This is a genomic window from Bradyrhizobium sp. HKCCYLRH1034, assembly GCF_051168375.1.
Lineage (GTDB): Bacteria > Pseudomonadota > Alphaproteobacteria > Rhizobiales > Xanthobacteraceae > Bradyrhizobium.
Map to the genome: position 1 here is coordinate 319,413 of NZ_JBNPUW010000002.1, position 14,988 is coordinate 334,400.

At 62.5% G+C, this 14,988-nt stretch carries 14 protein-coding genes and 1 tRNA gene; 7 read left to right on the plus strand and 8 right to left on the minus strand.

Annotated features, from left to right (window positions below):
* The first annotated feature begins 140 nt into the window (after positions 1–140).
* The 4 genes from ACQR0W_RS05320 to ACQR0W_RS05335 all read left to right on the plus strand — a co-directional run bounded on the left by ACQR0W_RS05320 (position 141) and on the right by ACQR0W_RS05335 (position 4,079).
* Positions 141–1,484: a nicotinate phosphoribosyltransferase gene (locus tag ACQR0W_RS05320; RefSeq protein ID WP_316169192.1), complete on the plus strand. Its 1,344-nt coding sequence runs from the start codon at positions 141–143 to the stop codon at positions 1,482–1,484.
* A 67-nt stretch (positions 1,485–1,551) separates the two neighbouring features.
* On the plus strand, positions 1,552–3,267 hold the full coding sequence (gene polX, locus ACQR0W_RS05325) for a DNA polymerase/3'-5' exonuclease PolX (RefSeq protein ID WP_316169191.1): 1,716 nt from the start codon (positions 1,552–1,554) through the stop codon (positions 3,265–3,267).
* A gap of 76 nt (positions 3,268–3,343) precedes the next feature.
* Positions 3,344–3,673: a hypothetical protein gene (locus ACQR0W_RS05330; RefSeq protein ID WP_316169190.1), complete on the plus strand. Its 330-nt coding sequence runs from the start codon at positions 3,344–3,346 to the stop codon at positions 3,671–3,673.
* 58 nt (positions 3,674–3,731) lie between these two features.
* Entirely contained in the window at positions 3,732–4,079 is a 348-nt protein-coding gene (locus ACQR0W_RS05335; protein WP_315718648.1) for a c-type cytochrome, read from the plus strand.
* A 193-nt stretch (positions 4,080–4,272) separates the two neighbouring features.
* Here the strand turns inward: ACQR0W_RS05335 and ACQR0W_RS05340 are convergent, their stop codons facing one another.
* The 3 genes from ACQR0W_RS05340 to groL all read right to left on the minus strand — a co-directional run bounded on the left by ACQR0W_RS05340 (position 4,273) and on the right by groL (position 7,436).
* Complete coding sequence (locus ACQR0W_RS05340) at positions 4,273–4,698, minus strand: DUF2267 domain-containing protein (protein ID WP_316169622.1); 426 nt, start codon at positions 4,696–4,698, stop codon at positions 4,273–4,275.
* Between the two features lie 105 nt (positions 4,699–4,803).
* Complete coding sequence (locus tag ACQR0W_RS05345) at positions 4,804–5,658, minus strand: universal stress protein (protein WP_315827739.1); 855 nt, start codon at positions 5,656–5,658, stop codon at positions 4,804–4,806.
* Positions 5,659–5,813: 155 nt separating this feature from the next.
* Positions 5,814–7,436: a chaperonin GroEL gene (gene groL, locus ACQR0W_RS05350; protein WP_315718645.1), complete on the minus strand. Its 1,623-nt coding sequence runs from the start codon at positions 7,434–7,436 to the stop codon at positions 5,814–5,816.
* 229 nt (positions 7,437–7,665) lie between these two features.
* On the opposite strand from groL, the gene ACQR0W_RS05355 reads away from it, so the two are divergent.
* The 3 genes from ACQR0W_RS05355 to ACQR0W_RS05365 all read left to right on the plus strand — a co-directional run bounded on the left by ACQR0W_RS05355 (position 7,666) and on the right by ACQR0W_RS05365 (position 10,844).
* Positions 7,666–8,901 (plus strand): hypothetical protein, encoded by a 1,236-nt coding sequence (locus tag ACQR0W_RS05355; RefSeq protein ID WP_316169189.1) that lies wholly within the window; start codon positions 7,666–7,668, stop codon positions 8,899–8,901.
* 224 nt (positions 8,902–9,125) lie between these two features.
* Complete coding sequence (locus ACQR0W_RS05360) at positions 9,126–10,214, plus strand: hypothetical protein (protein WP_316169188.1); 1,089 nt, start codon at positions 9,126–9,128, stop codon at positions 10,212–10,214.
* Positions 10,215–10,493: 279 nt separating this feature from the next.
* A complete protein-coding gene (locus tag ACQR0W_RS05365) occupies positions 10,494–10,844 on the plus strand; it encodes a hypothetical protein (protein ID WP_410051252.1) in 351 nt (116 codons plus the stop codon).
* Positions 10,845–10,858: 14 nt separating this feature from the next.
* Here the strand turns inward: ACQR0W_RS05365 and ACQR0W_RS05370 are convergent.
* The 5 genes from ACQR0W_RS05370 to mobA form a co-directional block, all read right to left on the minus strand.
* Positions 10,859–10,934, minus strand: a tRNA-Ile gene (locus ACQR0W_RS05370).
* A gap of 175 nt (positions 10,935–11,109) precedes the next feature.
* Complete coding sequence (locus ACQR0W_RS05375) at positions 11,110–12,081, minus strand: Bug family tripartite tricarboxylate transporter substrate binding protein (protein WP_315750189.1); 972 nt, start codon at positions 12,079–12,081, stop codon at positions 11,110–11,112.
* Between the two features lie 83 nt (positions 12,082–12,164).
* A complete protein-coding gene (locus ACQR0W_RS05380; protein ID WP_315717975.1) occupies positions 12,165–13,376 on the minus strand; it encodes an ABC transporter substrate-binding protein in 1,212 nt (403 codons plus the stop codon).
* A gap of 184 nt (positions 13,377–13,560) precedes the next feature.
* Positions 13,561–14,151, minus strand: coding sequence for a cation transporter (locus ACQR0W_RS05385; RefSeq protein WP_315717976.1), 591 nt, complete (start codon positions 14,149–14,151; stop codon positions 13,561–13,563).
* A 9-nt stretch (positions 14,152–14,160) separates the two neighbouring features.
* Entirely contained in the window at positions 14,161–14,790 is a 630-nt protein-coding gene (mobA, locus tag ACQR0W_RS05390; protein ID WP_316169187.1) for a molybdenum cofactor guanylyltransferase MobA, read from the minus strand.
* Between the last annotated feature and the right edge of the window lie 198 nt (positions 14,791–14,988).

Consider the following 14,988-nt stretch of genomic DNA (forward strand, 5'->3'; position numbering starts at 1 on the left):
TGCCGCGCCTTGCTCGCGACGCCGCGGCGTTTCCACCAAAGAGGATAGAGGCAACTTGCTTCCGCCTCTTGACCGGCGTCAAATAGGGATGCGCAGACATCGAAGGGATGGCTGACGTCATGTGAGCGCCGAGGACATCGATGGACCCGTTACCGAGCGCGCTGCTAACCGATCTGTATCAGATGACCATGATCGAAGCGTACCTTGAATCGGGCCAGACTGATACAGCCGTATTTGAGTTCTTTGTGCGCAAGCTGCCGCCTCAGCGCAGCTTCCTGATGGCGGCCGGACTGGAGCAGGCGCTCGACTTCCTGCAAAACATACGGTTCTCGCAAGACGAACTCGGCTGGCTTGAGCGAACGGAAAAGTTCAGCAAGTCGTTGATCGACTATCTCGCCAATTTCCGCTTCACCGGCGAGGTTCATGCGATGCCGGAAGGCACCGTGTTCTTTGGCAACGAGCCGATCCTTAGGGTTACGGCTCCTTTACCGGAGGCGCAGCTTGTCGAGACGCGCCTGATCAACATCCTGCATTTTCAGACGCTGATTGCGTCCAAGGCCGCGCGCATGGTCTTACTCGCGCCAGACAAGCTCCTGGTCGATTTTGGCTTGCGTCGCTCCCATGGTGCCGAGGCAGGGCTGCTGGCCGCCCGCGCGAGCTATGTCGCTGGGTTCTCCGGTACGGCAACCCTCCTGGCCGAGAAGTCATTCGGCATTCCGACCTATGGCACCATGGCGCATTCGTTTGTTCAATCCTTTGATGACGAAGCTGCAGCATTCGAGGCGTTTGCGCGCGCCAGGCCAGAGAATCTCGTCCTGCTGATCGACACTTATGACACCGAGGCGGCCGCGAGGAAGGTCGTCATGCTGGCGCCCCGATTGAAGGAGCTTGGAATTGCGGTCAGCGCCGTGCGGCTTGACAGCGGGGATCTGTCTGCGCTCGCCAAGAAGGTGCGCTGCATTCTGGATTCCGGCGGACTCAAGGACACCGGCATCTTCGTCAGTGGCGGGATAGAGGAGGGTACCCTGATTGCCTTCGCTCGGGATGCGGCGCCGATCGACGGTATCGGCATCGGCACGGGCCTCGTCACGTCGTCCGATGCGCCAGCACTCGACTGTGCCTATAAGCTGCAGGAGTATGCGGGCTTGCCCCGTCGCAAGCGCTCGACGGGAAAGGCCACCTGGCCCGGCCGCAAGCAGGTTTGGCGCCGGTATGACAGGAAGGGCCGCATGCTCGCAGACATTCTTTCGACCGAGGAGGACCAACAAGAGGGGGAAACGCTGATCCAGGCGGTGATGCTCGGCGGACGCCCTATCGCCTCTCAACCTTCACTTCACGACATCCGGGCTCACGCGCGCCGGCAGCTCGATCTACTGCCTCCGGAGCTGAGAACCTCCAAAGCGGTCGCGCCCTATCCGGTGCAGATTTCAAGCCATCTTGAACAGCTGGCAGCTGTCGCCGACCGGATAGGCTCGCGTCCCTGAATTCTGATCTGCATCAAGGGAAGCGGCTCGATCCCTCTCTAGCCTGTCAAGCGACGGAGGTGCGTCGATGCCGGTACAGAATGCCGAAATTGCAGAGATGTTCGACCAGACCGCCGAACTTCTCGAGATCAAAGGCGACAATCCGTTTCGTTCGCGGGCCTATCGCAATGCTGCGCGGGTGATTGAACGTCTGCCCAGGAGCATCACCAACCTCTTGAAGGCGGGTGAGGATCTTTCCGAGCTGCCAGGTATCGGCAAGGATCTGGCAGGAAAGATCGAAACGATCGTCGCAACCCATCATTTCGATGTGCTGGACAAGCTCAAGCGTGAACTGCCCGGCGATCTCGGAGAGATCGCGGCACTCCCGGGCTTGGGTCCGAAACGCGTCAAACTGCTCTACGACAAGCTGGGCGTGCGGTCACTCGCGGACCTCAGGCGCGCGGTGAGATCGGGTCGGCTGAGAGAGCTTCGGGGCTTCGGTGCCAAGAGCGAGGAAAAGCTCACCGCGGCGTTGGCCAAGCCTCGAGCCGAGAGGCGCTTCAGACTATCCGAGGCCGAAGCCGAAGCGGAAGCACTCCTCGCTTATCTGAGGCCAGACGCGACCGATGGACAGGTGATCGTCGCCGGAAGCTACCGTCGCAGGCGCGATACCGTCGGTGATCTTGATATCTTGATGGTGGCACGTGACGGCCACGCCGCCGGCGGGAGACTCTCTCGATACGACAATGTCGCCAATGTGCTCGCTCATGGCGATACGCGGACGGCAGTGGTGCTGCGCTCCGGGCTGCACGTCGACCTGCGCGTTGTTCCTGAGGCCAGCTACGGCGCCGCGCTGATGTATTTCACCGGATCCAAGGCGCACAACATCTCCTTGCGCGGACTCGCTACCGACCACGGCTGGAAGCTGAACGAATATGGCCTGTTCGCCGGAAAACGGCGCATCGCCGGAGCGACCGAGGAGGAGATCTATGGCAAGCTCGGGCTGCCCCTGATTCCGCCCGAGATGCGCGAGGATCGCGGCGAGATCGCGCTCGCAAAGGCAAAGAAGCTCCCGAAACTGATTACGCTGTCCGATATTCGAGGCGACCTGCACGTCCATTCCAAATGGACCGACGGCACCGCCGCGATCGCCGAGATGGCGACTGCCGCCAAGGCAAGAGGCTATGCCTATATGGCTCTGACCGACCATAGCCAACACGTCACTGTCGCCCATGGTCTCGATGCCGGACGTCTGTCGCGTCAGATCGACGAGATCGATCGTTTGAACGACCGGCTGGATGGCTTTACGGTGCTGAAAGGCGCCGAAGTCGATATTCTGGCGGACGGGCGGCTTGATCTGCCCGACAAGATCCTGTCGCGGCTCGATCTGATCGTTGCTTCCGTTCACTACAAGTTCGACCTCTCGCGCAAGATGCAGACCGAGCGCATCATCCGGGCGATGGACAATCGCCATGTCTCGATTATCGGCCATCCGACCGGACGGTTGATCGGGGACCGCGAGCCTTACGAGATCGACATGGAAGCCGTCATTGCGGCGGCGGGCGAGCGCGGCTGTCATCTCGAGCTCAACGCCGACCCGGACCGGCTCGATCTCAACGATATCCATGTTCATGCCGCCAAGTCCGCGGGCGTCAAGCTGGCGATCTCGACGGACGCACATTCGACGGCTGGATTCGCCAACATGCGTTTCGGCGTCGATCAGGCGCGCCGAGGCTGGCTCGAAGCCGCAGACGTCATCAACACTCAACCGTTGTCGCGGGCGAAGAAAATGCTGAAGCGCTAGCCGGATTGCTTGATCCTTCGCAACGTGGCGCACGCGATGTTGCGCTCATCTTAGATGACAGCACAGGAGGGGTGAAATGAGCTTCGGGAAGAAGATTGGCACGGTTGCGACCGCGGCCGTCCTGACCCTCGCGCTGCTTGCCCCCACGGGTGCCGACGCTCGCAACGGGCGCATTGCCGCGGGAATCGTCGGCGGCCTGGCTGCCGGCGCGCTGTTCGGCGCGGCCCTCGGCGGCGGCTATTGGGGGCCGTATCCCTATTACGGCTATCCGGGGCCAGTCTATTACTACCCACCGGCACCGTATTGGGGGCCAGGTCCGTTCTGGGGACCGTACGGATACGGCGGCTGCTATGTCCGAGCTGTCCGGCACAGGCGGCATGTGCATTACGTGCGGGTCTGCTATTAAGTTCGCTTGCACTCGAGCAACGGGCGGGGCTGTTATATTGCCGCGGAGAGCCAGACGCATGTCGGGGCGTTTCAAGTTTCGGGCTCTGGGCCTCTTCGTCGGACTGCTCTCGTGTTGGCCGACAAACGTGGACGCCGCGAACCTCAGCAAGGCCGCGCAACGAGGCAGGACCATCCTGCAGGAAAGATGCGGGCGCTGTCATGCGATCAAATCGGTTGGCGAAAGCCCGCTCGAGAATGCTCCGCCGATGCGCGATATCTACGCCCGGTTCAATCGGCGCGAGTTGCAGGCGGAGCTGTCGGAAGGCATGGTGTCGAAGCACAGGGACATGCCGCAAATCGAATTTTCCGACGAGGACGTGTACGCGATCATGAGCTACCTCTACATTCTTGCAGTCAGGAAATGAATGCTCGCTGCTCAGGAAAGCGCTGATCCCTGCACATCGAAGCTCACTTGGGAAGCTCACTTGGCCGGCTGCGCGGTCCATTCGACGGTCTGACGGCATCGCCGCTGGTCTGGCGACACGCGATTGGGCCGGTACGAAGGCGTCCCGTCGCTGAGTGCGCGGCGGACGTGCCGGGCGGGGCCAGATGACCGGATTAGGATTTCAATTCGCGGAGCTGCACCGGCAGATGGTGCATCAGTTTCTCAAATTCACCGGGATCGAGCTTCTCCCACGCGATCTCGAACACCCCGCGAATGACGGTCAGCGGCGCGATGGGAAACTGCTGGGGCAGCTCCATGGCGACGTGATCCGCGAAGTCGCTGGCATGTCGCTCCTTGGTCGGCGTTCCCGCCGCGTGCCAGTTCTCGTAGTAGATCCCGCGCAGAAGGATCGGCAGCTGGGCGCCAAGCTTGATCGCCACCTCCGGAGGTACGCGATCGCGCAACGCATGCAGAACAGCCCGGAGCGCGTTGTAGGCCTGTTGACGACTACCGAGCTCCAGCTTCTCCTCGATCGCCTTGAGCCAGAGATTGGTCTCCTGAATGGTGTGATCCAGCGCGGTGACGCCTGTTACGCTCATGATGCGTTCTCCTAGATTGGCCACAATAGCGGCATCCCGGATCGACGGCGTCACCGCAATCACGTCCGTTGTCATGATCCGGCGAGCACGGATGCCGGCCTCGATTCAATGCGACAGCAGGGTCGGGATCGTCATCGTCCTCAGCATTTCATGGGTGACGCCGCCGAAAATGCCTTCCCGCAGGCGGGAATGCCCATATGCCCCCATCACCAGCATGTCGAGACTTTCGTCGGCGGCCAGCGACAGGATGGACGGCTGAATTTCGGAATGCTCTGCCGTCAGCTCGAGCAGCGTTGTCGTAAGTCCGGCGCGAGCCATGTGTTCAGTCAATTTCCGCGCTGAGGCCTCGGTGGGAGCAACCTGCGCCTCATTGATCGAAATCGTGACCAGCGCTTCTGCTTGAGAAAGAAACGGTCTTGCGTCCTTTAAAGCGCGGGCGGCAAGGCGGCTTCCATCCCAGCAGATGCCGATACGGTTGGCCCTGAAGGGGCCGCGGAAGATATGCGGCACGAACAGGACGGGTCCGCCCGCCTGGAGCAGGATCTCCGTCGCAGTTCGAGTGTCGTAGCTGTCCTGTGTTGCGTCCGTCTGCAGGACCACCGTCAGTCCATAGAGCCTGGCCGCAGCGCCGAGCGCGGACGCGGCTTCACCGGGCAGGTCCTCGACCGAGCGGCTTGCGTGAGAGATGTTCGCATTCCGGGCTTCCGTCTCGAAAATGGCGAGTGCAGCCGCGCTGCGTTGGGCGGCGCGTTGCCGCTCCATTTCGAAGATCTCTGAAGCGGCGACTGCTGCGCCCGCGCCTCCATCGACCACATACGCGCTACCGGGCGGGATGTATCCGACTGCAATCGCATCGAGATGGGCGTCGAACCGGGCAGCCAACGAGACGGCGGCATCAACGACAGGCTGCGGTGGCTGCTCGGTCGGAATATACACGAGAATGTCGTTGATATCGATCACGACGACCTCCCTCCGGGACCCAATCCATACTCTCCGTCGGATGAAGCGGCATGTTGACTTGAATCAACAGTCAATGACCGGCGGTCACTAACCGGTCCGCGCAAAATTGTTGCTACGCTCGGGGAGGGGGCACGGCCCCGTTTCGTGGTCTAGCGTCACACCGGAATTTCGGGTTCCGCTAGCCGTTCGCGCTTTGGCTCCGCGATTTCGGTCATCGTCGCCTCGGTGAGCAGGAGGATGCCGGCAACCGACACCGCGTTCTCGAGGGCTGTCCGAACGACCTTCGCGGGATCGACAATGCCGGCCTCGACGAGATCGACATATTGCTTGCGCGCGGCGTCAAACCCGAAACTGCCGACGCCACTCAGCATGCGCGCCACGACCACGCCGCCATCCGTTGCCGAGTTCTCCGCGATCTGGCGAGCGGGGGCCTCGAGCGCGCGCTTCAAGATCTGTACACCGGTCTTTTCGTCGCCTTCGCAGAGTGCTTCCTCCTTGCCGACGGCTTCGATGCATCGAAGCAAGGCAAGCCCGCCGCCCGGCACGATACCTTCTGCAACGGCCGCCTTCGTCGAACTGATGGCGTCGTCAAGAGCCTCTTTTCGTGATTTCATCTCAGCTTCAGTCGGCGCTCCGACACGGATAACGGCAACCCCGCCCGACAGCTTGGCGAGCCGCTCCTCAAGCTTCTCCTTGTCGTACTCGCTGGTCGTTTTCTCGATCTCGCGGCGGAGTTGTTGCAGCCGCGCATCGATCTGGCTGCGTTCGCCTTTGCTGCCGATCAGCGTGGTGTTTTCCTTGTCGGCAACCACACGGGCGACATGTCCCAACTGCTGCAAAGTGGTGTTTTCGAGCTTCGAACCGAGATCGTCGGAGATGACCTGGGCGCCAGTGAGGATTGCAATATCCTGCAACATCGCCTTGCGTCGCTCACCAAAACCGGGCGCCTTGACGGCGCAGCCTTTGAGCACGCCGCGAAGCTGATTGACGATGAGCGTGGCCAACGCCTCGCCTTCAATGTCTTCGGCGATGATCAGGAGCGGTTGTGCCGACTTTGCGATCTGTTCGAGCAGCGGAATGAGGTCGCGCAGGGCGCTGATCTTGTGGTCGCACAACAGGATGAATGGCTCTTCAAGAACCGCTTCCATGCGATCGGCATCGGTCACGAAGTAGGGCGACAGGAAGCCGCGGTCGAATTTCATCCCTTCCACCACGTCGAGCGACGTTTCGGTGGTCTTGGACTCCTCCACCGAGATCACTCCATCGCTGCCGACTTTCTCGAGCGCATCGGCGACCAGCGCGCCAATCGATGGATCATTGTGAGCCGAGATGGTGGCGACCTGAGCTCTTTCCGCCTTTGTCTTGACGGGGCGCGCCATGGCATGGAGGGCCGCTATCGTCGCGTGGGCAGCGCGGTCGAGGCCCCGTTTCAGATCGATGGCACTGGCGCCGGCGACCACGTTCCTGACGCCGTCGGCAAGAATCGCATGTGCCAGGATCGTCGAGGTGCTTGTTCCGTCGCCAACGAGATCGCCGGTCTTCTCGGCGGCCTGACGCAGCACCTGCGCTCCGAGATTCTCCTCCGGATCCTTGAGGTCAAATTCCTTGGCGATCGTGACGCCGTCGTTGCATACGATCGGGGTGCCCCAGCTCTTCTGGATCAACACTGATTTTGATTTGGGGCCGAGCGTCACGCGCACGGCGTCCGCAAGCAGCGAGGCTCCGCGCAGGATCTTTTCACGGGCCGCGGAATGAAACAGCACCTGCTTGTGAGGCATCAATCGCTCCTCAGAAGGACGGCTTTCATCAGATCAAGATAGAAGTGACGCCGTTTTGGACGCTTGATCCTGATCAAGCCTAGGCCTGGGAGCAACTCGCCGGTCGGATGCCGCGCGGCCTTGCATTGCCCCCCGAGCAAGCCTACGCTGTTGCAAGCGTTAGTAGAAACCGCTTTGCTGCGGTAACGCGCCGCGCAGCTTGCGCTGCGAAATTCATTGGGAGCGGGACGTGCGCTCTATTCCAATTCCTCGGCTCAATGGGGCTTTTTGGACCATCGTCCTTCAACTGATGGCCTGCTTGCTTCCCGGCCTCACCTGGGCCGATGCTCCCAGCAAGCCGGCGTTGACGGTTATTCTCGCGCGCAATGAAATCCTCGCCGGCCAGACGATGGGCTTCAGCATATGGATCGAGAATGCGACCGAAGCCAGGATCATGGACGCGGGTCTTAGCTTGTTTGGTCCTCCTTCTTTGAAGATCGGAAGCCTCGGGCCAGACGGCACATGCGACGTAAAAGACACCATCGGTCTCGGCACCGTTGAGCCCGGTTCGACCTTGGTGCGCAGCAGAATGTGCCTCAAGGCCGATTCCAGCATCGCAGAGCGGGACGAGAACCTGGCGTTCAGTGTCAGTTATTCGCTCCAGAACGTGAAGGACAACAAGACGATCGCCGGCGCATCTGTTGCGGAAAAGAAGATGAGCATCGGTCTTTTCGGGACTGAGAGCGTGGGCGGTGTTTCGCTCCGCCTCGCGTCGTACGTCATTCCCGGCACGTTCTTCTTGATGATTTTGCGGCTATTCGCCCCCAAGGAGTCAAGAGTTGAACTGGGCGCGACCGAGTCCGTTACACTCAGCATCTTTATCTCGACTCTTTTGTTCCTTGGGACGGCGTACCTCATTCCTTCCTTGCAGCTGCGTTTTGCGGGGATCGGATCGACTGTGAGCGCGATCGCGTTTCTCGCGCTGTGTGGCGCTGCAATTGTGCTTGGCGGAATCTTGGCTGCCGTCTTGCAAGGTATTTCGATGATCGGCGCTCGGGAGCGCAACGCGCGCATTGTCCAAGAAACCGACAGGGTCGGCCCGATCATTCAGAAAGCCGTGCGTGCGGCCGGGGGCAAGCTCGATCCGGTTATGATGATCGCGGATGGCAAGCAATATTTCGGCTCGCTTGTTGTGCCTGCAAGCAATGGCGGCAGGATTTTGCTCGGCTGGTTTCAGCTCAAGGCGCCTGATGCGAAGTGCCGATCGGAAATGAAAGAATGGTTCGATAAAGACGAGTTCATCAAACCCATTGATGCAGCAGCCCGATGGGGAGTCGAACCGACCATGTTCGACCCGATCAAGGAATCAAGAGCCGGCAATCTTGAGCCGACCGAATTTCTCTGGATGTACTTTGACGAAAAGGCAGCGCGGTTGCCGGCCGGGCGCGAGGATCTTGCACAAATGAAACCGCTCACCTTAACCTGAAGAGCCGGCCGGGACCGGCCTTGCGGCCGGTCCCAGGAGATCGCTGCCGCCTTGCTCGCCTAGTCGGTAAGCACTGGCGACATATTTGGGCAGTCGCCCAGCTGTACAGCTCGATGAGAATAGCGCGCAAAGCGCGAGAAGACAATGGTTTGCGGATGACCGGCGAAGCGAGATGCCGGGGATGCTGCGCTTGTGAGGAAATCGATCTTGTGAGGAAATCGACAATGGCGCGCGCTGTCTATTGTGTTTTTGACGTCCACCTCTGGTCGCAGCCGTTCGTTGCGGCTGATTTTGATCCACGGGTTCACTTCCTTTGGTCCTCTCGTGATTATCGCGAGATGCGCAGCCAGGGGGCCAAGATCGAGCTCGCGAACCTTGTCCTTCTTCCACTGAATGATGAATTCGACCTGCGCCGGAATCACTTCTGGCCGCGCTATCAGGCGGTCGCTAGCAATATCCCGGGGACCATAACCTCGTTTGGAGATGCCTGCGATCTCGTGTGGCCTCTACGCTGCAGGCCCAAGAATCTCGACTTAACGCTGAACGAGGCCGTGTGGCACAAGGCGGGGAGAGTGCGGTCAACCATCTGGCTGTGGCCGTTCGGCTGGTCTTCCACGCTCGAGATCGACCTGCCTGCAGACGATGACTTTGACGGCCTGCTGGATATTGGAATCGCGTTGCGTGAGAAAGACCCGGCGCCTTTGCTCTTGAAGGGGAAGGCGGTCGGGGTATCAGGCGCGCTTGCTCATCTCTCTCAACTCGTCAGGCAGGATCTGTGCACGCCGGCCGCACAGGGAAAGGCGATGGAAACGACCCGCCTTCCGCGCTACGTAGTCTGCGCGCTTGAACTGTCGAAAGGATTTCAGATCCGTGAGAACATTCCTGTAGCGGATCAGATGCTGTTGATCGGGGCCGTGCGTGGACAGGAGCTCGACCTTGCCAAGTTTCTCAGCAATCGTCCGCTATTTACTCGGCTCGGCTACGGCAATTTTGCCGTTACCGATTTCGATGCGGGGACCGCAATCGTGCAGCGGCATTGGCAGGACCGGCCGGGCACAAAGCTCGAAAGCAATCATTGCTTCTACGTCAATACACGGAACTTTTTCTCGATTTTTCTGACACTTCACCGAATGATCGCCTACATCACCGTGAAGTCAAAGGACGATGCAAGGGCGGTGGCAGCCGCATCAGTGCTTGCGTCGTTACCTATCGAGTACCAGAACAAGCTCTGCTCGGATTTCGCAGCCAACTACGCGCCGCTGCACGGCGTTCCTGTTGCCGGCAATAAGAGTCCCGCTGGGCCAGCTTCTTGAGGCAACCGTGTGCAGTAGTCGATACGCTGATCGTTCAGTGGATCACAGGTCAAGGTGCGGGGACATGCGAGGCTGTCTTGGGCTAGGTGCGCCGCGTCCACATGTGCGTCGTAGGCGTTGCGGCGTATGCGGCGGGCTCAACGCGTCAATCGGCACCAGGTGCGCCTCGAAACACGTCCAAGACATCGTTCCACATTGCCGGCGTCATTTCCATCTCGTGGCGCATGTCAGGATAGAGCCTGAAGTGCGCGTCCAGCCCGGCAGCGTGGTACAGCTGCCGTGCGGGCCAACCAGCTTAACGACCGGCTCTGCGTCCTCGCCGCACGTGAAGCCAACCGTGCCATACAGACGCGTGCGGCTGTCAGGGCTGTCGCCGAAGGAGGGGAAGATCTCGCCGCACACGCTGCGCCACACGGCGGCGACGTGGCTCATGCAGCGGCGCGCTATCCGTGGCAGGTCTCAGGCCTTCTCGGAATGTCGGTCAAGGTGCTGCTCGACACCTTCGGCCATCATCATCCGGACTGCATGCGCAAGGCCGCGGCCGCGATTACCTCGAGGGATCGCAAGCAGAACGTATCGGTGGTCGAAACGGAGGTTCACCTCGAAAAACACTTGGCGCGTAAGCCGTAAACTCTTGAGCTCATTGGTGGGCCCGGCAGGACTCGAACCTGCAACCAGACCGTTATGAGCGGTCGGCTCTAACCATTGAGCTACAGGCCCCGCGACGCTGAGGTCTTGCCGGCGGCGGGCAGGAGCGGGCCTGTCCGGCGCGGCGTCGGAACCCCAACGACGGCTCGGGCTCCGTTTACAGCCTGGCCAGCCATCCGGCAATGCCGCTGCCCGATTGTTTTGGCGCGCTTCCGTCGCCGCCGGTCCGTCCAGGCGCGCCGCGACGCTAGTCCACCGAAACCCCGGCGAATTCCACCACCTTGCGCCACTTCTCGGTCTCGTCGACGACCAGCTTGCCGAACTCCGCCGGTGTCATCGCGCGCGGGATGCCGCCGGTCTCGGTGAGTCGCGCCACCAGCTTGGGGTCCTTCAGCGCCTCGCCGACCGCCTTGTTGAGGATCTCGACGATGTCGGGCGGCGTGCCCTTGGGCGCCGAGATGCCGTAGAAGCCGACCGATTCGTAGCCCGGCACGGTCTCGGCGATCGCGGGCACGTCCGGCACCGTCGGCCAGCGCTGCGGCGAGGTGACGCCGAGTGCGCGGACGCTGCCGCCGCGCGACTGTTCCAGCGCCGTCGGGAGGTTGTCGAAAATCAACTGCACCTTGTTGGAGATGATATCGGGAAAGGCCAGCGCCGAGCCGCGATAGGGCACGTGCAGCATGTCGCATTTGGTCATCGCCTTGAACAGCTCGGCCGCCATGTGCACCGAGGTGCCGTTGCCGGAGGAGGCGAAGGCGATCTTGCCCGGGTTGGCCTTGCAGTAGTCGATGAACTCCTTGACGGTCTTGGCCGGCACGTCGTTGCTCACCACAAGCATGTTGGTGAGCTGCATGATGCTGGCGACCGGCACGGTGTCACGGATGAAGTCATAGGGCAGCTTCTTGTAGAGCGAGGTGCTGATCGCGTTGTTGGGCGCGACGAACAGCAGCGTATAGCCGTCGGGCGGCGAGTTGATCGCGGCGGCGGCCGCGATGTTGCCGCCCGAGCCGGTGCGGTTCTCGACCACGACCTGCTGGCCCAGGTGGTCGGACAGCCACTGCGCCATGATGCGGGCGACGATGTCGACGGGCCCGCCGGGGGCAAAGCCGATCAGCCAGCGGATGGGACGGTCCGGATAGGCGGCGAGCGCCGGTCCCGGTTTGGCGGCGAGTCCCGCCGCGACGATCAACCCGAACAGCAGCGCGCGCGCCAGCTTCATGCTCGTCTTCCCCCATTGATTGTTGTCGTTCAGCTCGCATGCGGCGGCCCGGTCGCCCCGGCCGCCGATCGTTCAGTGCGCCGTCACTTCTTGATCAGCGGGCACGCCGGATCCGGCGGGCCGAACGCGTCATCGCCTTTGATGGTCGCGAGGATCTTGTAGTAGTCCCAGGGATATTTGCTCTCCTCCGGCGATTTGACCTGCGCCAGCACGAGATCATGCACCATCAGATTGTCGGCTCGCAGCTTGCCGTTGCGGGCGAAGAAGTCCTCGACCGGCGTGTCCCGCATCTTCGCGGCGACCGCGAGGGGATCGTCGCTGCCCGCCGCCTTGATGGCGTTGAGATAGTGCATGACGGCGGAATAGACGCCGGCCTGCCACATCGTCGGCATCCGGTTCATCTTGGCGAAATAGCGCTTCGACCATTCGCGCGTCTTGTCGTCCATGTCCCAGTAGAACGAGGTGGTGAGCAGGAGCCCCTGCGCCGCCGGAAGGCCGAGCGAATGGATGTCGGTGACCAGCGCGAGCAGCGCCGCCATCTGCTGGCCTCCCTTGAGCAGGCCGAACTCGGATGCGGTCTTGATCTCGTTCATGTTGTTGGGCGGGCCGGCGGCGATGCCGATGATCTTGGCCTTGGAGGCCTGCGCCTGCAGGATGAAGGACGACAGATCGGGCGTCGCGAATGGCGGCCGCACCGCGCCCACGACCTTGCCGCCATTGGCGATGACGACGCTGGAGGCGTCGCGCTCAAGCGAATGGCCGAAGGCGTAGTCGTCGGTGATGAAGAACCAGCTGTCGCCGCCGCGCTTGACGACCTCCTTCGCCGTGCCGGTGGCGAGTGCGCGGGTGTCGAACACCCATTGCATCGCGTAGGGCGAGCAGAACTTGCCGTGAAAATCGGCGGCACCGGTCGACTGGGTGATGAACAGCTTCTTCTTCTCGGTGGCGATGGTCTGCACGGCGAGGCCCACCGCGGAGACCGGCACGTCGACGATGAGATCGACCTGCTCGGTGTCGTACCAGCGGCGCGCGATCGCGGCACCGATGTCGGGCTTGAGCTGATGATCGCCGACGATGACGCTGATCGGCTTGTCCAGCACCTTGCCGCCGAAATCATCGACCGCCATCTGCGCCGCGGTGACGGAGCCTTGTCCGGTCGGCGTCGAGGCCGGGCCGTTCATGTCGCTGAGCACGCCGATCTTGACGACGTTGTCGGAGATCTCGGCCTGCGCGGCGGTCGTGACCAGCAGCGCGGCTGCGGCCCACGCCGCCCGCTTCAAACAGCTGAGTTGCAATCAGTCCTCCACCGGTAGCGGCGTGACGCCGTTGTTTGCTCCGGCTCTGCCGGCCGGTCCGCCTATCTGCAATCAATCCAGGGCGGCCGTCAATCATGCCGGACGGCGGAGCGGTGGAGCGATCCCGTGCGCTGCAATGCCGCAAGCAGTGAGGTCGTCGCGCGCGCGCAGGATTCTCGGCCGTTCAGGCCTTGGCGGTCTTTTGCTCTTCGTGCGCAGCCTCCCACACCTCGCGCGCGGCGTCCGCATTCATGAGCGCGATACCGACGCCCACGATCAGGTCGGGCCAGATCGAGGGCCACACAAAGGCGGTCACGAGACCGACCGCGATGATCGCGATGTTGGCGAAGGCGTCGTTGCGTGCGGACAGGAAGGCGGCGCGGGTGAGGCTGCCCTGGTGGTCCCTGACCCGCGCCAGGATCAACGCGCAGCCGAGATTGACGATCAGCGCGCCGAGGCCGGTCACGGTGAGCGGCAGCGGTGCGGGTACGATCGGCGTGAAGAACTTCTCGCCGGCGGTCCACAGTCCGGCGACCGCCGGCGCCAGCAGGATCAGCGCCAGCACCTTGCCGAGCAGCGCCCGCCGCGGCGCGCTCCAGCGCAGCGCCAGCGCAATCAGGATGTTGACCGAGGCATCCTCCAGAAAGTCGACGCTGTCGGCGAACAGCGACACCGAGCCGATCGCCAGCGCCACGGCGAACTCGATGCCGAAATATCCGAGATTCAGCGCGGCAACGGCAAGCACGGCGCGGCGAACGATGGTTGTCGCGTCCATCAGGCGTCCTCAATCCTCGAGAGCTGCGAGCCGCTCCGCCTCGGCGAGGTCGACTGCGGTATTGGCATTGAAGAACGGATCCAGCGGCACCGTCGGCCAGCTCACGGTCGCGACCTTGTAGCGCGCCGTGAAGCGGGTGACCTTCCGGATGTCCTCCGCGACCAGGGCGTGCCGGAGATCCTCGCGCAGCCCGACCGGCCACAGTCCGATCACCGGGTGGATCTGTCCGCCGGACGCCGCCAACGCCAGCTTGGCCTGCTCGGCCGCCCGTGCTGTCGCCAGCCGCGCGACGAGATCACGCGGTAGGAATGGGCAGTCGCCGGCGGCGCTCAGCATCCACCGGGCCTCCGGCATGTGCGTCGCAACCCACTCGAGGCCGGCGAGAATGCCAGCGAGCGGGCCCGGGAAGCCTGCGACGCCATCCGGCACGACGGGCAGACCGTTGCCTGCGAACCGCGCGGGGTCGCCATTGGCGTTGAGGATCAGCCGGCTGCACTGCGGCGCCAGCCGCGCGATCGCGCGCTCGAGGATGGTGCGGCCGTCGACCATGCGCAACGGCTTGTCGCCGCCGCCCATCCGCTGCGCGCGACCGCCGGCGAGCAGCACGCCGGGAATCGAAGTCGAGGTCATGGCTGTCATCGCGGGTTCGTTACCACGACTGCTGCCAGGGCGTCAGCGTTGCGCCGCGCGCGATCCACTATTTGCGCCTGCCCGGCGGCCATGCCGGCATGGCCCTCCCCACGGGCCCTTGCCTGGTCCATGGGGCTGCTGGCATGACATCGCCAAGAGTGGACGTGGCGTTCCACGGGGCCTTCGGGCCATCGATCGATCCCGCGC

Coding starts and splice junctions, on each gene's coding strand:
- ACQR0W_RS05330 (WP_316169190.1), top strand. CDS start 3,344: ATGAGCTTCGGGAAGAAGATTGGCACGGTTGCGACCGCGGCCGTCCTG.
- ACQR0W_RS05360 (WP_316169188.1), top strand. CDS start 9,126: ATGGCGCGCGCTGTCTATTGTGTTTTTGACGTCCACCTCTGGTCGCAG.
- ACQR0W_RS05340 (WP_316169622.1), bottom strand. CDS start 4,698: ATGAGCGTAACAGGCGTCACCGCGCTGGATCACACCATTCAGGAGACC.
- mobA (WP_316169187.1), bottom strand. CDS start 14,790: ATGACAGCCATGACCTCGACTTCGATTCCCGGCGTGCTGCTCGCCGGC.
- polX (WP_316169191.1), top strand. CDS start 1,552: ATGCCGGTACAGAATGCCGAAATTGCAGAGATGTTCGACCAGACCGCC.
- ACQR0W_RS05335 (WP_315718648.1), top strand. CDS start 3,732: ATGTCGGGGCGTTTCAAGTTTCGGGCTCTGGGCCTCTTCGTCGGACTG.
- ACQR0W_RS05375 (WP_315750189.1), bottom strand. CDS start 12,081: ATGAAGCTGGCGCGCGCGCTGCTGTTCGGGTTGATCGTCGCGGCGGGA.
- ACQR0W_RS05320 (WP_316169192.1), top strand. CDS start 141: ATGGACCCGTTACCGAGCGCGCTGCTAACCGATCTGTATCAGATGACC.
- ACQR0W_RS05385 (WP_315717976.1), bottom strand. CDS start 14,151: ATGGACGCGACAACCATCGTTCGCCGCGCCGTGCTTGCCGTTGCCGCG.
- groL (WP_315718645.1), bottom strand. CDS start 7,436: ATGCCTCACAAGCAGGTGCTGTTTCATTCCGCGGCCCGTGAAAAGATC.